Source organism: Petrimonas sulfuriphila (assembly GCA_038561985.1).
In the GTDB taxonomy this organism is placed as follows: Bacteria; Bacteroidota; Bacteroidia; order Bacteroidales; family Dysgonomonadaceae; genus Petrimonas; species Petrimonas sulfuriphila.
Genome location: CP073276.1, coordinates 1,427,191 through 1,449,415, shown reverse-complemented (window position 1 = coordinate 1,449,415; position 22,225 = coordinate 1,427,191). Strand labels below are relative to the sequence as shown.

Here is a 22,225-nt window from a genome sequence, read left to right as displayed (position 1 = left end):
GGGTTAGGGGTTCACAAGCCAGTCATATCCTTTTTCTTCAAGTTCGAGAGCCAGATCCGGCCCTCCGGTTTTAATGATTTTTCCGTCGTAAAGCACGTGAACCACATCAGGTTGAATATAATCGAGAAGTCGCTGATAATGGGTAATTACAATAGCTGCCTTATGGGGACTGTGCAACGCATTTACTCCGGCAGCAACAATCCGTAGCGCGTCGATATCCAATCCCGAATCGGTTTCGTCAAGTATCGCCAACGTAGGATCAAGCATGGCCATCTGAAAAATCTCGTTTCTCTTCTTCTCCCCTCCCGAGAAACCCTCGTTCACCGAACGGCTTACCAGTTGACTGTCGATACCCAGTAATTCGCGCTTGTCACGCATCAGTTTCAAGAAGTTTGACGCCGATATCTGTTCCTCACCCCTGTATTTACGCTGTTCATTTAACGCAGCGCGCATAAAATTAACCATGCTCACGCCCGGAATTTCAATAGGGTACTGAAAGCTGAGGAAAATCCCCTCCTTGGCCCGGTCGGCAGGCTCCATATCGAGCAGTTCCTTTTCTTTGAAAATTACGCTACCGCGTGTCACTTCATATTTTGGATTTCCGGCAAGAACAGAAGCCAACGTACTTTTTCCTGAACCGTTGGGGCCCATAATAGCATGAATCTCGCCTTCGTTTACTTCCAGATGAATACCTTTCAGGATTTCTTTATTCTCTACTACTGCATGTAGATTTTTTATTCTCAATAAATTAGTCATATTACTCGCTACTTATTCTTACTTGTGGTTTCTATTTCTATACACACGTTCTATGTGAATAACAATTTTTTTCATCAATTGTTTTGTCCTAGCCAGCCTCTTGTCCCGAAGCATTGTTTTCTGTGATAATAGTGTCAGCAGCTTTTATCTTTTTGAAAAGCTCCGAAGCAAAAACAAATTCGTTAAGCTTTTCGTTGTTGGCATCCATTATTTTGTCTTTCGATCCTTGCCACTCCAGGATTCCTTCATTCAAGAAGATAATGTTATCGCCGATATTCATTACCGAGTTCATATCGTGTGAAACCACGATGGAGGTAATTCCAAAATCGTCCGTAATGTCCGAAATCAGCTCATCGATAAGCTGTGCTGTTTTTGGGTCGAGGCCGGAGTTTGGTTCGTCGCAAAACAGGTACCTGGGATTCAACGCAATGGCACGGGCAATAGCAGCCCGCTTCATCATACCGCCCGATATCTCCGACGGATAAAGATCTGCCGCATGTGAGAGGTTTACCCTTTCCAGACAGAATTCGGCACGTTTTTTTCTTTCACGAAGGTTCATCCGGGAAAACATGTCCAACGGGAACATCACATTTTCAAGCACAGTCTTGGAGTCGAACAGGGCCGATCCCTGAAACAGCATCCCCATGTCACGGCGCAAACGTTTCATTTCTCTTGCTCGCATCTCGGTAATGTCACGACCGTTATACCTGATCTCACCAGAACTGGGCTGTATCAAGCCGATAAGACATTTCAAAAAAACCGTTTTGCCCGAACCGCTCTTTCCGATGATCATATTCACGGCTCCTTTTTTAAAGGAAGTCGTAATATCGTCGAGAACGAGACGCCCTTCGAATTCTTTGATTAAATTTCTTACCTGAATCATATATCAAGACTTATCTTTTTCATCCCATGACCAATTGCGTGAAAACCAAATCGGCAGCCAGTATCAGGATATTGTTGATCACGACCGAGTCGGTACTTGCTTTTCCCACCTCAAGTGATCCGCCTTTAACGTGATAACCAAAGTATGCGGAAACCGAAGCGATTATAAACCCGTAAATCATCGATTTCAAGATGGAAGTCCAGACAAAACTCTCCCGGAAAAAAAACTGAATCCCGTATATATACGTGGACACCGGGGGAGTACCTGTGAAAAGACAGATGACGTACCCGCCAAACATACCCAGAAACATACTCAATCCCACCAAAACAGGCATAAAAAACACAAACGCCGAAACTTTGGGCATAATCAGGTAATTCGCCGAATTCACACCCATAATATCCAATGCATCAATCTGTTCTGTAACACGCATCGTACCAATTTCCGAAGCAATGTTAGAGCCCACCTTTCCCGAAAGGATCAAACACATGATGGTGGAAGAAAATTCCAACAAAATAATTTCGCGCGAAACCACTCCAACCGTGAAGCGGGGCAGTAAAGGAGAAGCTACGTTTATAGCAATCTGCATAACAATAACCGCCCCTATAAAGAAGGAGATAATTATAACCAGCCAAATGGAGTTGACCCCCAGTTTATATACTTCCTTCGAGAATTCTTTAAAAAATTCTCGAGCTCGGTCGGGCGGAGCTATCACTCTTCTCATCAGCTCGACATACTCGCCGACACTCTCTAAAGAACTTATAATGCTCATTTCATCGGAAATTAAGGAATTGTAAACAAATAAGTATGCAACAGTTCACAAGCCAGAACGAATAGTTTATTTGTTTACAATTCCTAACGTGCACAAAGATAGGCAATGTTTTTTATTTTGATGATTGGCGGGGTAAAACAATTGGGAGAAATAATTGCATTATCTTTGTTAAATGTACGAATACAACGATAAAGAACTGGGAAAGATAATCGTGAAACCCGACACTCGGGCAAAGAGGATTATCGCCCGAAGAAAAGGGGAATATATCCAGTTGACCGTTCCGTTCGGATTTACCCCAAAAAGGTTACCCTCCCTGCTTGACGATATGCGTCATCGGTTAACAAAGCTGTTTACTGCTAGAGATCAATTTATTACGGAAGACTCCGTATTAGAGACGTTCTCGTTTACCGCGAGGCTGTCGAGGACACACCTGGTAGAAAATGTAAAAATGAGGTTGAAAGATGGCAATTTAACCATTTTTGTCCCCGGGAATTTTGATTTGGAGAACTCCACTTCTCAACATATTGTTAAAGAAATGATCAGGCAGGCTTTGCGGCACGAAGCCAAGAGAATTTTACCGGAAAAAACACGAAAATTTGCACAAATACTCCACCTGCAGGTAAACGATGTAAAAATCAACAAAAGTGTGTCGCGCTGGGGGAGTTGTTCCCGCCGGAAAACCATCAATTTCTCTTATTACACGATGTTGCTATCCGAAAAACAGATTGATTATGTGATTCTTCATGAGCTGGCTCATACGGTCGAACTGAATCACAGTGAAAAATTCTGGAACTTGCTCAATCGTTTTTGCGGTGAGGACGCCAAAACCATCAGCCGGTCGCTCAGAAAGTACCCATCAAAAGCCTATCAACTGTTGAGGCCTTGATTTATAAATCTTTCAGCATTATGTCACTGGGAGATTCATAAACAGACATTCGTGTATGCATCAAGGCATTCCAGTGCCGAGCGAAATCCCCTTCTACATCAATCAGAAAATCTTCTGAGCCCTCCTTGTCTATCTGCTCTATCAGGTCATTAACAGTCAGCAAATTAATATCCAAAGCGGGTTGGTAGGCCATAACGCGGTCATCATCCGGTGTGGGGGTCGGTAAAATCACCTGAAGCTTGTGCAGTTCATCAATAATATCGTTGGTTAACTTAATGGGTATTTTGCACTTCATCGATATCTGGTCGGCGGTAAGCGGGGTTTCACCTTCTGCGAACCGCCTTACAATTACCGATGCAATCATGATGGTAAAGAAATCCCGAAAACGGCGGCTGATGTTTTTAGTTTCCCTATCGAAAGAAAATTTTCGGACATTTTGTGCCGAATACGACAACTCTGCACCTATTAGTACAATAAACCAAGACATCTGTACCCACAAAAGCAACAGCGGTATGGCGGCAAAAGCCCCGTAAATGGCATTGTATTTTGCTATCCACAGCTGCCCGTTTAAATAGATCATCTGAAAAAGCTGAATAGCAACACCGCCGACAATCCCTCCGATCAATGCACTTGCCCATTTCACTTTTGTATTGGGCATAAACCTGTACAGAAGTGTCAAGGTGATGATCATTACTAAAAAAGGAAGAAAATTCAACACCTGGGTTACCACAGGGTCAAGGATATAACTGAACTTATCAAACGGGCCCGTAGATGCTTGTATAAGAGCTGTCAGACTGTAATTAAGGACAGCAAAAATAGGCAATAGTAGAATGAGCGCGAAGTAGTCGACCGCCCTCCGTTGGATAGATCGTCCTTTTTTCACTCCCCAAATACGGTTAAAGCTGTTCTCTATATCGGAAAACAGTAAGATGACGGTATATAACAGCAAGATAACCCCGATTCCGGCAAAAACCCCTCCCTTAGCATGCTCCAGGGAGTTGTTAACCAGTTTGATGATTGTCTCAATGGTGAAGGAGGTCGTCTCCGACACATCGATAAGGGTATCGGTCGCCATTTTTGACTCAGGCAAAGCAGCCGTTATTTCCGTATCGCTGTTGCTGAAGAAGTCGAAAATCTGGCTTTCCAGGATTTTCTCGAACCCGAAACCGCGGGCAATGGCAAACAACACGGCCAACATGGGGACAAGAGAAAGGATTGTACGGTATGTCAACGACCGGGAACTGGCTCCGAGGTTTTGCTCCTGCACACCTCTAACGGTGAGCATGGTGACTTTAAGAACATTGTGCAAAACATTCTTTTTATTGGAGAAATTTTCAGGATTTAGCCGCCAGATTTCGTAAGTAAGAAAGTGAACCCATTCCTTTATTTGGAGCCTGATCCTTTCAAACAACCCAGGCTTGTCTTCCTCCTCCTGTTTCGAAACTCTTTTTTTCCTTTTCAGCATACCTCAAAATAAAAAAGCAGCGGGCCTGTAAGCCGGGTTCTGTATCCCGACAAGTCGGGATGTTTGTCATTTATCTAAGCGACCTACCCCTCGGCATCGGGCGAGCAACCCTACCTATCCGATATACATGGTCTTGCAACCCATAAGACGTACGGCATGCCGTGTTGCCACGGCACCCGGTAAGCTCTTACCTTACCTTTTCACCCTTGCATCGTAATCTCCCGAGAAAACGAAGCGGTTGTTTTCTGTTACGCTACTCTGCCCTCACGAACAGCTTCCCGTTAGGAAGTATGGTGCTCTACGTTGCCCGGACTTTCCTCCCCGAATCCCGACAAATATCGGGACCGAAGCGACAAACCGGCCTGCTGCGACTGCAAAAGTAATACTAAATTAACGATTTAGCGTAATTATACCTGATTTTTTACAACTCACGAAGCATATTACGAATTGTGTACATCTACCGGCTACAATTAGCCGTCCAGGTCGCACCGTCCTTTACAACAGGCATCGTAAGGTGGCTTTTTGTACAGGAAAAGGTGATTATCACCGGAAAGGTGATTGTGAATGACACACCAACGAAAGGTTTAGTTAACCGAATACCGTGAAAACTTGTGCATAAACGACTCGTAATACGTTTTTGATACAGGGAGCTCGGGAGTGTTTTCGGCATCCAGTTCAAGCACAATCCCTCCTTTTACTTTTTTCAGTATCTTCACCTTGTCCATGTTCACAATATAAGAACGGTGACAACGTACTAACGGAGTATCTTTTGTCAGATTCTCCTCCATCCATTTTAGCGAATTGCGAAGCAGGAAGCGGGATTGCCTGGATTTGTTCAAATAAAAAATGGTGGCGTAATTATCAGCGGATTCAATATAGAGCAAGTTTTCCAGGGTGATCGAAATCTTCAGGTCACCCTTTTCGTCCGGAAACGCTACCAGGGTTCTTGTATGCGAGTCCGCCGTTTTTTCCTGTTCCATGTTTGCTAAAAGCAAACTTTTTTCCTTCCACGAGAAGTAAAGCCACGAAATAGCATAGGGCAACAACAGCACCAAGGCTGTGTTTACAGCACTTTGACGAAAGATATCCATAAAATCCCTGTCGGCACTCTCCTTGGGCACAAATTTCGAAAAAAGCGAATAAAACACCGCCATGGCCAGTACCTCACACAAGATCCAGAAACCATATTGCCAATAAAGGATATCGTTTTTTTTCGAATAGACCGCAAGAATAACACGGCTGACAACCACCACCAACATTCCGGTAAGAATGATCAGGCTGGAAAAAGTAAAATACTTAAAATCGGAAATAGCGGGATACCATGCCCTTGAGCCGAAAGGTTGGAAGATATTGATGAACAGCAATGCAAAAACCGCTGTGAACACAATCATTTTTACCGTGTTGCCTTTCTCGTATAAGTATGCGGGTATTTTCCCATTCATGTTAATAGCGTCAGTTACCGACCCGATGCAAAAATAGTTTTTTATTAAGGATTAACCAAATGAATTGCACGCTGCCCTAAAAAAATTTCACCCCGCTATAGCGATTTCCACCCCACATAGGTGCTCCTGCCACATGCAGGCATCCTTTTTCCCTTTGATTTGCGGATACCTGAAAAAGGATATTTCTTTACAAGAAAAAATGAATTATTGCCAACGATTTACCGAGCTGGGAAATCTTTTTAAACAAGGGGCCGACTGCCGCTTACCCGAAACAAAAACGAGCATCCGTTTTTTTTCGTTCGGAAGCACCTTATGCTCTGGCGAAACATTACCCGCCGACTGCCACATTGAAGAAAATTATTCCTTTGAATATCCCGTATTTACCCCCTGCGGAAAACAAAAACAGGATAAAGCTATCTTGCTTTTGCACGGGTTGAACGAAAGGAACTGGACCAAATACCTCACCTGGGCCGAGTACCTGTGCAGCAACACGGGAAAACCCGTCATCCTGTTTCCTATCGCGTTCCACATAAACCGCTCGCCCCTGTCGTGGTCAACTCCGCGTGCCTTGTCTTCCCTGTTGAACTGCAGACGAAATAAATACACAGACGACCGCTCCATAAGTTTTGCCAACGTAGCGTTGAGCGAACGCATCAGCCAGAACCCTGAACGCTTTTATTTATCGGGCAGGCAAACCTGTGCCGACTTGACTTCTTTATACGAAGAAATAAAAACAGGAAAACATCCCCTTTTCACGGAAGGCACGCATATCGACATTTTTGCCTATTCCATAGGAGCATTCCTTTCGCAGGTGGCACTCATGGCAAACCCAAAAGGGCTCTTCGCCGATACGCGCCTGTTTATGTTTTGTGGAGGGAGTATATTCCGTTCCATGCATGGCGTTTCCCGAAGCATTATGGATAGGGCCGCCTTTGAAAAGCTGTATAACTACTACGTTTATACTTTCGGCATGGAACCAATTGCTAAATGGTTTCGGGACAAAGCTTTCGACGCATTTTTCCAGATGATTTTACCCGAGAGGTTTCAAACACAGCGCGAAAGTTTTTTTGAACGGATCGGGGAAAAAATCAGAGGCATTGTTCTTGCGCAAGATGTGGTAATTCCATACCATGGAGTACAAGAAGCGCTGGGGATAAAGAATACGGAAGTAAGAATTGAATTACTGGATTTTCCATATCCTTATTCCCACGAAAATCCTTTTCCCGTGAACCTCAAAGATGTTTCATCCGTTGACCGTTCTTTTATGAATGTCTTTTCCCAGGCAGCCGGTTTTTTAGAATAGGCTTTTTAACTTTTTTTTTCTTTACAAGCTGATTTTAATGTTTTATTTGTATATTTGGGCTCGAAAGTTTGAGGAATGAGTAATTCCCGGAATTGCTCCAGTCTTCGGAATCTCCATCAAAATCGGTTGGGAGATTATTATATTTAGTAAAATTTCAAATAGAACTAATTATGTCGGTAAAATTGAAGAAAAAAGGGATCAGCCTGCTATTCGTATTACTTTCCTTTGCATCACTGTCTGCTCAATACCAACCCCACTGGGATTCGTTGGATAAAAGGGAAGTACCCCAATGGTGGCAGGATGCCAAGTTCGGTATTTTTATTCACTGGGGACTGTATTCCGTTCCCGCCTACGCTCCTGTCAATGAAGTAGATGGTATTTACGAAAAGTATGCCGAACATTATTACAACCGGCTCTTAACCGGCAACAAGTTTTTTCAGGATTTTCACGCAAAACAATACGGTGAACACTTCAAATACGCTGATTTTGCACCCCTCTTTAAAGCCGAATATTTTAATTCCGACGAGTGGGCAGAACTTTTCAGGGAAGCGGGTGCGAAATACGTCGTGCTGACATCCAAGCACCACGATGGTTTTTGTTTATGGCCCAGTACACAATCCCCTCATTGGAACAGCGTGGTGATGGGGCCGCATACCGATTTAATCGGTAAGTTATCCACCTCAGTCCGCAATACCGGTCTCCGTTTCGGGTTGTATTATTCCCTGTTGGAATGGGCTCATCCGTTGTACTCCCAGCCCACCATTGAAAAATGGGTGGACAGGCACATGATTCCGCAGATGAAGGAGCTGGTCAACAATTACAAGCCCGAAATCATTTTCTCCGATGGAGAATGGGATTACGACAGCAAAACCTTGAAAAGCGAAGAGTTCCTAGCCTGGTTGTACAACGAGTCTCCCGTAAAAAACTCGGTAGTAGTAAACGACAGGTGGGGAAAGGAGACCAGAAGCAAGCACGGGGGCTACTATACCACGGAATACGATCTGGTGCACAGTCAGCAGGGTATTGGAGACAACGCGGATCACCCGTGGGAAGAAAGCCGCGGTATAGGAACATCCTACGGATACAACCGTTTCGAAACAACGGAACATTACCTTTCTTCAAAACAGCTGATCGATATCCTTATCGATAAAGTGGCGAATGGCGGTAATTTCCTGCTGAACATAGGCCCCGATGCAACCGGCATGATCCCTGTCGTTATGCAGGAAAGGTTATTGGATATAGGGAAATGGCTGAAAGTGAACGGAGATGCCATCTATTTTTCGCAGCCGTGGAAAAGTCCCAACAGGCCAAAAAACGAAAACCTGCTCTTCACACGGAAAGGAGGGAATTTGTATATCCTTTTAAAGAAGTGGCCAAAGACACCTGTCATCCTTACCGGCCTGAAAGGTGCGGGAAAAGTTGAATTATTGGGATACAAGGGAACTTTGAATACAAAACAACAACAGGGAAAACTGACGATCACCTTCCCCCCCTCCTTAACTGTTGATGAACTACCTTCCCAACATGCGTGGGTAATTAAAGTTTCAGATTTCAGGGAGTAGTGTTTCTATTTTGGGAAGGTTTTCACTTCCTTTATGTTGTTTTTTTGGTTTTTTGAGTTTGTAATTTCATTTTGAGCTTTAGCAGACAAGAATGAGCAATACCATTAAAAACAGGATTGAATTCGAGAATATCTATGTTGCCCACTACTCGAGGATGAAACGTTTTGCACAGGAATACGTTATTCGCGAAGAGGATGCAGAGAATATTGTGCAGGATGTCTTTCTCGATTTGTGGGAGCAGAACTTTCTTTTGCTGACGCACACCAATCTTTTCGCTTATCTGTTTACGACGCTAAAGAACAGGTGTATCGATTTTTTAAGGCACAAGACAATTGTGCAGAATACAGCACAAAAATTACAGGACGACTATACAAAAGCTCTGCAGATTAAGTTTCAATCCCTGGAAGCATTCGATGAGCAGCTGTTTTCTGAATCCGATATTGAAACGGTCATTCAAAACGCTATCGAAAGCCTGCCTGAGAAATGCCGTGAAATTTTTGTTTTAAATAAAATTGAGGGGAAAAAGCAAAAAACCATCGCACAGGAACTGAATATCTCTATTAATACCGTGGAAAACCAAATGGCAATAGCCTACAAAAAACTAAAAGAGATACTAAAAGATCACATCCCTTTACTTATTTTTTTGCTTGCTTAATTTTTTTTGTTTTTTCTTGGTGGTTTTTTCACGTTCGATCGTTAATTAATAAAGCAGAAAAAGAATGGAGGAAAAACTCCCTAAATATTTCTCGGGTGAACTGGGACAATCCGACACCGCCGAATTGTTCAATGAGTTAGAAAAGAATGAACTCTTGCGGGAGGAGTTTGTACGTATGCAAAACACATATGCGCTTACGCACTTATCCAAATTTTCAAAAAATGAATCGGAAGGTAGGAGAAGTTATCAACAATTCCTACAGCAATTAAAGACAAAAAAGCGACAAAAAGTTGTTCGACTGGCCGTGCAATATGCAGCAGCAGCACTGATACTCATTGCCTCCACTTTTTTCGCCACCCGACATCTTCTAACAGATAACAGCAGTAACAGGGAGATAAACACGTTGGTTGTCCCTGCCGGACAACGGGCACACCTGACGCTTCAAGACGGCACTTCAGTGTGGCTGAACGCACAATCCACACTCACTTATCCGGCCCGTTTTTCCGGGAGATCGAGGCGGGTGACTGTCTCCGGAGAAGCATATTTCGATGTTGCAGAGAATTCAAGGAAGCCTTTTATTGTCTCTACACAGAACATGGAAATGAAAGTGCTCGGGACCCAATTCAATGTGTACAGCTATCCCGGAGCCGGCTGTATCAAAACCGACCTCATAGAAGGTTCGCTGATGGTTTACAGCAAAGAATCACCAAAGTCGAGCGTGACCCTGAAACCCAAAGAACAGATTGTCGTGAAAGACGGAAAAATGTTTCTGAGAGAAATTCAAAATTCCGATTATTTCCTTTGGAAAGACGGGATATATACCTTTGAAAATGAGCGGCTGTTGGATATTATCGAAAAACTTCAACTTTACTACGATGTAAAGATCGTAGTAAAAGACCCCGAAATATTCAACGTGCATTACACCGGAAAATTTCGCCAACGCGATGGTATCGACGAGATCTTAAGGATAATTCAGAAAATACAGAGGTTCAATGTTCAAAAAGATACGGAAAACAACATTATCACAATCACAAAATAGAATTAATTATTAATCTTTAAAAACACATATGCCTATGATAAAGCACGAAAGATAGAAAAAGCGATAAGTGCGCCAACACCTATCGCTAAAATAAAGCAAACACAAAGAGGTCAAATCTAAGTTATTCACTTTAAACACACAAATATATGAAAATAAACACTTCATCCGATCACTTTTTAATAAAAAAAAGTGACTTTAAAGATTTATTTAACATCATGAAAATCTGCTTATTTCTATTGTTTGCCTTCACTCTTCAACTGATGGCAACAAATACAAACGCACAGGATGCAATAATTGAACTGAAATCTAACTCTGTAACCGTAAGTCAGCTGATCAGTGAAATTGAAAAACAGACGGACTATCTGGTCGTTTACAGCAACCGCGAAGTAAACACCTCGCGCACAGTAAGCCTAAAAAACAAATCGGACAAAGTATCCGAATACCTGAACCAGACATTCAGCGGCACAGATATCGGTTACGATTTTGAGAAAAACTATATTGTTCTCTCGAAAAAGGCTGAAGAAACCGCTAGTATTCTTACAAATTTAACTCAAACTCTTCAACAGCAAGGAAAAACCGTGAGGGGTACCGTTACCGATTCAAACGGAGAGCCCGTTATTGGAGCGACAATTGTTGTAAAAGATAACCCTTCGCAAGGTACAGTTACAGATATTGATGGGAATTTTATTTTGTCCAATTTACCGGAAAACGCTGTATTACAAATTACTTACGTGGGAATGAAACCTCAAGAAGCAAGTACAGCAGGAAGAAATACAATAAGTGTTGTATTGGATACTGATGTAGAATTGTTGGATGAAGTAGTAGTTGTAGGATATGGGACACAAAGTAAACGAGATTTAACAGGGGCTATTGCAACAGTTAAAGGTGACGAACTCGTTAATAGAGGAGTTTCAAATGTTTCTCAAGCTCTACAAGGTGCTTCACCTGGAGTAATGGTCACCAGATCAGGAGGTAGAATTGATAGATCAGCTTCTATACGAATTCGCGGAATTACCACAATTGGTGATAGTAATCCTCTTGTCATTATTGATGGTGTATCTGGAATGAGTATTGACGATATTAACCCAAATGATATAGAAAGTATCTCTGTACTAAAAGATGCCGCTTCTGCTTCAATTTATGGATCCAGGGCTGCCGCAGGTGTCATATTAATAGCTACAAAAAAAGGTAGGCAAGATGTTTCTGAATTTAGTTATAATTTTGAGTATGGAATATTAAAACCATCACAATTGCCCGAATTCACAAGTGCAGTTCGTTATATGGAAATGGCAAATGAATTAGCATGGAATGATAACAATAATAATACAAATGAATTTCCAATCTACTCACAAAACTTAATAGAAAATTACACAAAACTTAACCAGGAAAATCCAAATTTGTATCCTAATACAGATTGGCAAAAACTAATTTTTGCCAATAGCGCACAAAGACTAAAACATAATTTCAATTTTAACATTGGGAAAAAGGGAATTTTCACTGTTGGCTCTTTTAATTATGAAAAAAATGGATTATTATATAATTTCGATAATGGCTATAATGAACGCTATACTGCAAGAATTAATAATCTTATCGATTTTTCAAACTCTTTGAAAACAAATATTAATGTTTATTATACAAGGAATAACAGTAATGATGCATCATACGATCCGATATATGAAGCACGAATGATGCCTTCAATATATCCTGCTGAATGGTCAGATGGACGGGTTGCTGGAGGAAAAGCATCTGAAAATCCATACGGCTTAATGAAATATGGAGGCTTTAACAATAGTATAAATAGTAGACTTGGAGCAAAAGCTTCTATCGACTTTAAACCAATTGAAGAATTGACTCTCACAGCTGTAATTTCACCAACACTTACACATTTAAAACAGAAAAGTTTTCTGCCAACAGTGTCAGCTTACACAATGGATGATCCTTCAAGATTCGATGTATTTCTATATGGACGGACACAAACCCAATTATACGAAAATCGAAATGATGCTTTGCAAGTAACAAAACAATTTTTGATTAATTATGTAAATTCTATTGATGAAAAACATAATTTCAATTTATTGGCCGGATATGAAGATTATTCCTTTAAAAATGAGAATCTGTCAGCTTCAAGAACAAGATTCGACTTAAATAATTATCCATACCTAAGTATTGGTGATGAAAATTATCAATTCAACAACGGAAATGCTTATGAAAACTCATACATATCTTATTTTGGACGGTTGGACTATAATTACCTATTTAAATACTATTTTCAAGCTAATCTTAGGACAGATGGTTCATCAAGATTCCATAAAAATAATCGATGGGCAACATTTCCTTCTATTGCTCTTGCGTGGGTGATTTCTCAAGAGTCTTTTTTTAAATCAAACTCAATTATTTCATTTATAAAGTTGAGAGGATCATTGGGATTACTAGGTAATGAAAGAATAGGCTACTATCCTTATCAGTCAAAAATTTCTTTTGGTGATGCTGTAATGTATTACGGAGGAAATGCAATGGGAGTGAAGACTGCGGCTCAAGTAAATTATGCTATTAAAAATATCTCATGGGAAAATACTGAATCATGGAACGCCGGCATAGATATAAATTTATTTAATAATAAGCTGCAATTCATAGGGAATATTTATAAAAAAACAACTCATGATATGCTACTTGCACTTGAAATACCTAAATACATGGGATTTGATAATCCACAACAGAATACAGGTAAAATGTATACTGAAGGATATGAATTGCAGCTAACATGGAATGACAAAATTGAAGAATTTAAATATTCTGCATCCATTAATATTTCTGACTTTAAATCAATAATGGGAGACCTTGGTGGAACTGAATTTATTGGTTCAAAAATTAGGAAGAAAGGAAGTGAATTCGACGAATGGTATGGTTATTTATCGGATGGATTATTTTTGACTCAGGAAGAACTTGACAAATATCCTAAGGTTAACAGCGCTATAGGAGTGGGAGATATCAAATTTTTAGATGTGAGTGGTCCTAAAGGTGTTCCTGATGGTAACATTTCTTCAGATTATGATAGAGTATTACTTGGTGGCTCTCTACCTCGATATATTTTTGGCAGTTCACTAAACATGGAATATAAGAATTTTGACATGTCTGTATATTTACAAGGAGTTGGAAAACAAAATGTTTTGAACACTTCTATGGGACAACCACTTGGAGGCGGTTGGCAAAATATTCCTCTGTTTGTAGACGGTGATTATTGGAGTAAATACAATTCTGAAGAACAAAATAATTTAGTTCATCATCCGAAACTCTCTTCTAGAACTTCATCATCAAACTACACTACAAGCAATCATTTTATGTTTAATGGCAGATATTTAAGACTTCAAAATCTAACTTTTGGCTATAATTTACCTAAAAGTTTTCTCGAAAAGATCAACATGCAAAAATGTCGTTTTTATGTCTCTGGATTTGATTTATTTTCTATTGACAAGTACCCTAAAGGCTGGGATCCTGAAAGTTCAGCAGTAGGATATTATCCAATTACATCTTCATTCCATTTTGGAATTTCATTAATTTATTAATTCGTGAACTATGAAAACATTTAAAAAAATAACATTGTTGTTTGCTATAACATTTATCTCTTCTTGCGTCGAATTAGACTTAAATCCATTAGCTGAAGGATCTTCAGAAAATTGGTATTCTAATGAAGTTGAGATAACGATGTCTTTAAATAATTTATATAATATTGACAATTGGTATTTAAATACTGAAGAATATACTGATGACTGGTATACCAGAACTGATTTAAGCCCTATTGTTGCAGGAACAATCAGTAGTGACTGGAATATCTCTTCAAACTTATGGACCAACTGTTATAGAGTTATATCCCGTGCAAATACATTATTAGCAAATCTAGACGAGGCGAAAAATATTCCAGAAAATAGAATAATACAATATACAGCCGAAGCACGTTTTGTAAGAGCTGCTCAATATTCAATATTAATAAGTTATTTTGGAGATGTTGTATTTTATAAAGAGCCTCTTATTGACATTAGTGAAGCATTTTCAATGTCAAGAGCAAATAAAGATAAGATTTTACAAGAAATTTATATTGATTTTGATTACGCAATTGAAAATTTACCTCTAAGCTATGGAGATGATGAACTTCAGAGAGCAACAAAAGGAGCTGCTTTGGCATTAAAGGCACGCATAGCATTATATATGCAAGACTGGAATACAGCTAAGGATGCTGCGAAAAGTTGTATTGATTTAAATATTTATAGTTTACATCCAAGTTTTAACGATTTATTTTTATCGAAAACTAAGAATTCAAATGAAGCTATTTTTGTTTTTCCTAGGTCTATAGAATTAGGACTCATTTATAGTACTGGCACAAATGGAATCGTTAACAGAATGCGATCACGGAATGTAGGAGGTACTTCTTATTACAACCCAACTTGGGACTTATTTTGTTCGTTTGAGTGTATCGACGGACTTCCCATAGATGAATCACCATTATTTAATCCTCGAAAACCGTTTCAAAACCGTGATCCAAGGTGTACTGCTACCATAGTTGAATTCGGGAGCTCACATTTAGGCTATATTTATGACCCTCATCCAGATTCTTTAAATGTATTAAATTTAAACACAGGAATGTATGTGAAAAATAATGACTCAAGAGGTACTATACAGTGGGCAAGCTATAACGGGCTTCTTTTCAAGAAAGGTATTGACGAAGATTGGCTGGATTTAATAACTGATCCAGACTTTATTTATATTCGTTATGCAGATGTATTATTAATGTATGCCGAAGCAAAGATTGAGCTAGGAGAAATAGATCCATCAGTGTTAAATGCTATTAATCAAGTTAGAGCAAGAGCTTACGGGGTTGCTGTTTCTGCTATAACTGAATATCCTGCTATAAATTCTAATGACCAAAATTATCTAAGAAAAAAAGTAAGACTAGAAAGAAGAGTTGAATTTACAAATGAAGGATTAAGATATATGGATCTTATTCGTTGGCGTCTGGCAGAAAAGGCTTTAACAAACAAGAATTATGGAATGTTAGATGTTCATGATTTACGAGAAAAGATTGTTAAGTCAAATCTCTGGTTTTTCCCAGAAACACCCAGCATTGATGAGGATGGAATTGTTGATTTTACTAAGATGTATTCAGAAGGGTTAGTTAGAATGTTATCGCAAAGAAGTTTTGATGCAAGTCGACAATATTTATGGCCAATTCCATCAAAAGAAATATTAATAAATAGAAACATGAACCAAAATCCTGGTTATTAATAGATAAAAGCATATCATATGTATTTTAGTAAAATCCAAAAACGTATCTTATATAATTGCAATTTATACACTTGAATAGTATTTCCAAATAAACGAAGTTGAATTCTCAACTTTGCGGTCCTAAGCAGGATACAAATACACAACAATAAATTCGTTTTAATTTAACTCGTAACTCTCTTAGATAGTAATAAACCCAATAACGTCGATAGAAAGTATGATGGCAATAATTATATGAAGCATTCCATTTGTTGAAATCAGATGCTTGCTATGATGTTTGGCCAATTATCTGATCGAAAAAGTCTGAATAATTTTTTTTGTGCTTGATGCTCATAATTTCAAGTGCAACTATTTAGGAATAGGCAGAAGCGCGTCACTGACGTCTTCAAACTCGATGGAAGTATATTGCTTAGATTCAACAATCATTGATTTGTGTCCTGCTGTGAACTGATTGATGGGTTGAATTCAGCAAAAAACTGGTGTCAATGTGAATACATTATACGATGTAAACACAGATTCCTACATTCTTCCATATTACAGAAACGACAGTACATGATTCAAAAGCGTTTACAAAAATGTCAAAGAATTAAATTATAAACAATTTGAAATCAATCGGATCTAAGTATCCACGCAAATATTAATAAAATAAAGTTTTACATATGAAAAGAAGAAATTTTATAAAATTTGGCGCTTTAACAGCTTTTACATCCTGTTCAACAATTAAGCCTCATGTTTATCAACCTACTAGGGAAGGAAAAACTGTAAATGATTTTTTTGACGTTATTGTCTGCGGGGGTGGACCAGCAGGAATTGCAGCGGCAGTTAGTGCTGCTAGAAGTGGTGCGAAAACTTGTCTTATCGAGTTATATGGATGTTTAGGAGGAGTTTGGACTACAGGCATGCTAAGTAATATCATTGATCACAATGGTAAATTAGGTATCATGGCGGAAATATTAAAGCGACTAGATTCAACTAAAGCTCAATTACAAAACAGCATATACGATGCTGAAGCAATGAAATTAGTGTTAGAGCAAATGTGTGCCGAAGCTGGTGTTCATGTTCGTCTTTATACTAGAATAGTATCGTCTATAATAAAAGGAAGACGTATTAGTGCGGTGATTACTGAAAGTAATTCAGGACGTGAAATCTGGAAAGCTAAATGTTTTGTAGATGCTACAGGAAACGGTGATTTGTCAGCCCTTTCAGGTTGTAATTTTGACTTAGGTCATCCTGTTACTGGAAAAACACAACCCCTATCCTTGATGGCCATTGTTATGGGAATTAATAAAGAAGATCTAATAAAAGAGAAATTCATTAATGGAAATGCATCAAGTTCAGATAATAAAATAAATTTGAGAAAAGAAATTGAAAAACTCGGATTTTCTCCATCATACGGAATACCTACATTTTTTGCAATTAGATCTGACCTGATTGCAATAATGGCAAACCATGAATATAATGTCTCACCAAATAATGCACAACAACTTTCAGATGCCACGATTCAAGCTAGATCAGAAGTGAATAAAATCGTAAATGGATTACGTAGCTTGCATGGAATTTGGGAAAATATGAGATTAGTGGCAACTGGAAGTCAGATTGGAATTAGAGAAGGGAGACGAATTAAAGGCATTTATACAATTAACAAAGAAGATATGATTTCAGGAGCAAGGTTTGAAGATGCTATTTGTCGTGCAACATATATGGTTGATATTCACTCATTAGACTACAACAAAGCAGGCTATACAACTGATGGAATCAATGTTAAGCCATATGATATTCCACTACGTTCTTTGATCGCACAAGATGTTGATGGACTCATGATGGCTGGTAGATGTATAAGTGGTGATTTTTTTGCACATGCAAGTTACAGAGTTACCGGAAATGCAGTTGCAATGGGTGAAGCAGCTGGTGTAGTAACAGCTATTGCTTCTCTAAGTAACAAGATGCCTCACGAGGTTACATGGATTAGTGTATCTGAAGCATTAAAATCAATTCGAAGATGAGAGATGTCAAATTTTTCTCATATTTTCAAACTACATAAAAACGAGTTCGTTGGAAATAAATTTTAAGTTAGCAACCATCAAATTAGCCATACTCATTTTTGTTTCTTTATTCTTAGGCGGATATAATTATTCTCCCGGTGATTCCCTTAAAACAGCTTTCCCTTCAAAAGATTTTCTCAATATGAAAGGAATCACTGTTTCTCATGTGATAAAAAATTCCAGTGATAGTCTGTCTGATAACAAAATAGTAGAATTACAGGATAAAAACGGACTGACCATCTGGTTTGGCCGGTATTTTTATAAAGATATCTGTGTAACAGGAATATGCCGGATGGTAAAATTGTGGGTATTTTGGGATGGTGTCGGGAATTATTTAGGCATACAATTAGATGAAAGAGAGCCATTAACAAAATCCGATCACACTCCTTTCGAACCACAGGATTATATCCGGTTGGACGAAATATTGAGTGATACAGTTTCCATTTTAAAGGAACTTCAATACGAGGATCTGGTTATTGAAGATAAGCCTCAGCTCAACATCGATGATAGAACTGAAAAGAATTTATTTGAAGTGGACGGCTACTCAAGTGCTACATTGCCATCATTGAAAGAATATGTGATTAAAGATGCCGTATTCACATGTTACACATTATGGCATACGGTGCATGGTGAAACAAAAGTGTATATAGATGATATATTGAAAGAGAGGATTGACACTAAGTATATTAACAAATTACTGAATGGAAGTGAGAATCAGGAACTATTTGCCCTTGAGATAATTAGACGAAATAATTCGTTTTTCATCGAATTTGACTCCCAGTTACTCCCCCTGGTTGCTTCCCAAAACAAGAATATTTCTGAAAAAGCACTTTCCGTAATAACTCCTCAGTATTTAAGTAATTCAGAGAATCAACTTAGATTTATTGAGTTAATGGATAATTCCCTGCCGGAAACAAAATACGAAATAATTTATAAAATGCAACTGGTTGACAATATATCCCCTGATGCTATTGTCCTTTTAATCGATAAATACATGACTGGAAAAATAAGCGTCGGTGGTTTAAATCAAATTTATAAAATTATTTCAAAACAGATGGTTACCAACAAAAATATCCTTGACAACCCTGAAATAGAAAATCGGTTGGTTCAATTATCAAAACATTCAGATCCCTACACCGCCAATCTCACTAAAAACTTTTTAAAGAGTATCAGATGATCACATTTATTTTGTCCCTGGCCATCCTGTTAGCCGGTTATATCTTTTATTCCAAATACCTGGAACGGATGATGGAGGTTGACCCGAACAGGCCTACCCCGGCTGTATCCATGAGTGACGGGGTTGACTTTGTCCCAATGCCCTGGTGGCGAGTTCTACTTATCCAATTCCTGAATATTGCCGGGTTGGGCCCAATCTTCGGCGCAATCGCCGGCGCTCTCTGGGGACCGGTCGCATTCGTCTGGATCGTCCTGGGAACCGTGTTTGCGGGAGCCGTGCACGACTATTTCTCGGGAATGCTCTCTGTCAGGCACAACGGGCTGAGCATAACTGAAGTCATCGGCATCTATCTGGGGAATATAACAAAGCAGTTAATGAGAATCTTCACCATAGTGCTCTTGGTGCTTGTGGGGGTAGTTTTTATTTCAGGCCCTGCCGGTATTCTCGCAAATTTGACACCAGCCACTTTGGATTTTAGATTTTGGGTCTGGGTGATCTTTATCTATTATATTTTGGCAACCCTGCTGCCCATTGATAAAATCATAGGAAAGATTTATCCCCTCTTTGGCTTTGCTTTGCTTTTTATGGCTGTCAGCCTGATTTTCGCCCTAATAATTAAAGGGTATGCCATCCCGGAGCTGACCTCCGAAAATTGGCAGAACTTTCATTATGACAAGGCAAAATTCCCCATCTTCCCCATGTTGTTTATCACCATAGCCTGCGGTGCCATATCCGGTTTCCATGCCACACAGTCACCCCTGATGGCCCGTTGCATGAAAAATGAAAAAGAGGGACGAAAAGTATTTTACGGGGCAATGGTTATTGAGGGGGTCGTGGCCCTTATCTGGGCGGCAATCAGCATGAGCTTCTTCGGAGGTGTCCGGGAGCTGGGCGAGGTGATGGTGGCGCAAAAAGGGAATGCCGCATGGGTGGTGAATGAAATCTCCAACTCCCTGCTGGGAAAATTTGGGGCGATACTGGCCATACTGGGGGTGGTGGCGGCTCCGATCACTTCAGGCGACACCGCTTTCAGGAGCGCCAGGCTTACCGTTGGCGACCTGCTGAGGTTCAATCAAAAACCGATAAGGAACAGGCTGGTAATTACGATTCCTCTCTTCGCCGTGGGGTTCTTGCTTACTAAAATAAACTTCGACGTGGTCTGGCGCTATTTTGCCTGGTCTAACCAGACATTAGCCACGGTTGTTCTCTGGACCATCACCGTATACCTCTTCCGGAAAAGAAAACCGTATTGGATAACCCTGCTCCCGGCCCTGTTCATGACAGCCGTGGTGACAACATACATCATGCTTGCCCCCGAAGGGCTTGCCCTTTCAAAACCTGTCTCATACGCTACAGGATTCGCTGTCACAGCCCTCGTGTTTTCGACCTTTCTGTTTTATACAAGAAAATTTACAAAAATAAAACAACACCTTTAAAAAGAATGTCCGATTCAAATGGAATCTGTTTATTCCTGAGTTAACTTATTTACTAATAATTCTTTATATCGAAATCCTATATGAACTAAGACAATCAAATTTTTAAAACATATATTAATTTAGAAAAATATAAAAAATGAAAAAGACAATTGTTTTAATTTTCGCAATTCTGCTTTCAGCAAGCACTGTATTTTCTCAAGAAAAACAAATTGGGAAAGAAACCCCAGCTCAAAAAAAGGAACGTATGCAGTGGTGGACTGATGCTCGCTTTGGAATGTTTATTCATTGGGGATTATATGCCCTTCCCGCACGACATGAGTGGGTGAAACATAATGAAAGACTTACTAGCGAACAATATCAGAAATATTTTGAAGAATTTAATCCAGTAAACTATGACCCCATAAAATGGGCAAAAGAAGCAAAAAAGGCCGGCATGAAATATGCGGTATTAACTACAAAACATCATGAGGGATTTTGTCTATTCGATTCTAAATATACGGACTATAAAGCCACAAACACAAAGGTCAAAAGAGATTTGGCACAAGAGTTTGTAGATGCTTTTAGAGCTGAAGGACTGAAAGTGGGTTTTTATTATTCTCTTATCGATTGGCATCATCCCGATTTTACTATTGACAGAGTACACCCACAGCGAGTTTCTTCTACCGAAGAGTACAATGCATTAAATGTCGGAAAAGATATGGCCCGATATCGCACCTATTTGCATAATCAAATAAGGGAAATACTCACTAATTATGGGAAAATCGATATCTTATGGCTTGATTTTTCTTATCCGGGTGATAACGGAAAAGGCAGGGATGACTGGGATGCAATTGAATTAATTAAAATGGCTCGAAAATTACAACCAGGAATCATTATAAACAACCGCGCCGACCTGAACGATTATTTGGACGGTTATGATTTTGAGACTCCTGAACAGGTCTCCTCTGCAGAGTTGAAAAATTATAGGGGAAAATACTGGGAAACATGTCAAACTTTCTCCGGTTCGTGGGGATATCATCGAGATGAAACATCATGGAAGTCGGAAGAACAATTGTTAGACCTTCTGATAACTTCGACTGCAAATGGTGGAAACTTGCTTTTAAATGTTGGTCCAACGGCAAAAGGAGAATTCGATCATAGAGCAGTAGATGCCTTAGAAAAGATTGGGTACTGGATGCATGCGAATAGCTCATCTATTTACAATTGCACTTATGCTCCTGATAAATATGCTCTTCCAGAAAACATGAATGTTCGCCTTACTTTTAATCCAAAAGAAAGAAAATTATATCTCCATCTATTCGATTTTCCTTCAGGAGGTAAAATTGAGTTAAAAGGATACGAAGAGAAAATTAAATATGCACAAATGTTAAACGATTATTCTGAGGTAAAGTTTCAACAAAATAATGACACTTTGATTCTTCAATTATCGATCCAAAAACCCCCTTATAAAGTTCCAGTTGTCGAATTAGTTTTAGAATAGGTCGCATTAAATTAGATAGGATTTGTCTGTTTAATTATCGGTATTTAATGTTAGCA

Annotated in this window: 16 protein-coding genes and 1 other RNA gene; 11 read left to right on the top strand and 6 right to left on the bottom strand. The window is 39.4% G+C overall.

Annotation, left to right across the window (positions count from 1 at the left end; translation table 11 throughout):
* Window positions 1–3: 3 nt before the first annotated feature.
* The 3 genes from sufC to KCV26_05910 all read right to left on the bottom strand — a co-directional run bounded on the left by sufC (window position 4) and on the right by KCV26_05910 (window position 2,402).
* Window positions 4–756, bottom strand: a complete 753-nt coding sequence (gene sufC / locus KCV26_05920; GenBank protein ID WZX37909.1) for a Fe-S cluster assembly ATPase SufC — start codon at window positions 754–756, stop codon at window positions 4–6.
* An 88-nt stretch (window positions 757–844) separates the two neighbouring features.
* The gene (locus tag KCV26_05915; protein WZX37908.1) at window positions 845–1,639 is read right to left on the bottom strand and encodes an ATP-binding cassette domain-containing protein; all 795 of its coding nucleotides are present in this window, start codon (window positions 1,637–1,639) and stop codon (window positions 845–847) included.
* 19 nt (window positions 1,640–1,658) lie between these two features.
* Entirely contained in the window at window positions 1,659–2,402 is a 744-nt protein-coding gene (locus KCV26_05910; protein WZX38333.1) for an ABC transporter permease, read from the bottom strand.
* 178 nt (window positions 2,403–2,580) lie between these two features.
* Between KCV26_05910 and KCV26_05905 the strand changes: the two genes are divergently transcribed.
* Window positions 2,581–3,294 carry a DUF45 domain-containing protein gene (locus KCV26_05905; GenBank protein ID WZX37907.1) on the top strand — a complete coding sequence of 238 codons (714 nt, stop codon included), beginning with the start codon at window positions 2,581–2,583 and terminating at the stop codon, window positions 3,292–3,294.
* A 1-nt stretch (window position 3,295) separates the two neighbouring features.
* Here the strand turns inward: KCV26_05905 and KCV26_05900 are convergent, their stop codons facing one another.
* From KCV26_05900 to KCV26_05890, 3 genes are all read right to left on the bottom strand, one after another.
* The gene (locus tag KCV26_05900) at window positions 3,296–4,759 is read right to left on the bottom strand and encodes a YihY/virulence factor BrkB family protein (GenBank protein ID WZX37906.1); all 1,464 of its coding nucleotides are present in this window, start codon (window positions 4,757–4,759) and stop codon (window positions 3,296–3,298) included.
* Between the two features lie 12 nt (window positions 4,760–4,771).
* Window positions 4,772–5,128, bottom strand: an RNA gene (gene rnpB, locus KCV26_05895) — RNase P RNA component class A.
* A 215-nt stretch (window positions 5,129–5,343) separates the two neighbouring features.
* A complete protein-coding gene (locus KCV26_05890) occupies window positions 5,344–6,201 on the bottom strand; it encodes a LytTR family transcriptional regulator (GenBank protein WZX37905.1) in 858 nt (285 codons plus the stop codon).
* 199 nt (window positions 6,202–6,400) lie between these two features.
* Here KCV26_05890 and KCV26_05885 point away from each other — a divergent pair, with 199 nt between their 5' ends.
* The 10 genes from KCV26_05885 to KCV26_05840 all read left to right on the top strand — a co-directional run bounded on the left by KCV26_05885 (window position 6,401) and on the right by KCV26_05840 (window position 22,169).
* Complete coding sequence (locus KCV26_05885) at window positions 6,401–7,504, top strand: hypothetical protein (GenBank protein ID WZX37904.1); 1,104 nt, start codon at window positions 6,401–6,403, stop codon at window positions 7,502–7,504.
* A gap of 170 nt (window positions 7,505–7,674) precedes the next feature.
* Window positions 7,675–9,066 (top strand): alpha-L-fucosidase, encoded by a 1,392-nt coding sequence (locus KCV26_05880; GenBank protein WZX37903.1) that lies wholly within the window; start codon window positions 7,675–7,677, stop codon window positions 9,064–9,066.
* Between the two features lie 91 nt (window positions 9,067–9,157).
* The gene (locus KCV26_05875) at window positions 9,158–9,721 is read left to right on the top strand and encodes an RNA polymerase sigma-70 factor (protein WZX37902.1); all 564 of its coding nucleotides are present in this window, start codon (window positions 9,158–9,160) and stop codon (window positions 9,719–9,721) included.
* Between the two features lie 64 nt (window positions 9,722–9,785).
* Complete coding sequence (locus KCV26_05870; protein WZX37901.1) at window positions 9,786–10,760, top strand: FecR domain-containing protein; 975 nt, start codon at window positions 9,786–9,788, stop codon at window positions 10,758–10,760.
* Window positions 10,761–10,906: 146 nt separating this feature from the next.
* Window positions 10,907–14,323 carry a TonB-dependent receptor gene (locus tag KCV26_05865; protein ID WZX37900.1) on the top strand — a complete coding sequence of 1,139 codons (3,417 nt, stop codon included), beginning with the start codon at window positions 10,907–10,909 and terminating at the stop codon, window positions 14,321–14,323.
* Between the two features lie 10 nt (window positions 14,324–14,333).
* A complete protein-coding gene (locus KCV26_05860; GenBank protein ID WZX37899.1) occupies window positions 14,334–16,037 on the top strand; it encodes a RagB/SusD family nutrient uptake outer membrane protein in 1,704 nt (567 codons plus the stop codon).
* Between the two features lie 656 nt (window positions 16,038–16,693).
* Entirely contained in the window at window positions 16,694–18,037 is a 1,344-nt protein-coding gene (locus tag KCV26_05855; protein WZX37898.1) for an FAD-dependent oxidoreductase, read from the top strand.
* Window positions 18,038–18,086: 49 nt separating this feature from the next.
* Window positions 18,087–19,253, top strand: coding sequence for a hypothetical protein (locus KCV26_05850; GenBank protein WZX37897.1), 1,167 nt, complete (start codon window positions 18,087–18,089; stop codon window positions 19,251–19,253).
* Window positions 19,250–20,689, top strand: coding sequence for a carbon starvation protein A (locus KCV26_05845; protein ID WZX37896.1), 1,440 nt, complete (start codon window positions 19,250–19,252; stop codon window positions 20,687–20,689). The genes KCV26_05850 and KCV26_05845 overlap by 4 nt, the downstream gene beginning before the upstream one ends.
* A gap of 136 nt (window positions 20,690–20,825) precedes the next feature.
* The gene (locus KCV26_05840) at window positions 20,826–22,169 is read left to right on the top strand and encodes an alpha-L-fucosidase (GenBank protein WZX37895.1); all 1,344 of its coding nucleotides are present in this window, start codon (window positions 20,826–20,828) and stop codon (window positions 22,167–22,169) included.
* Window positions 22,170–22,225: the final 56 nt, after the last annotated feature.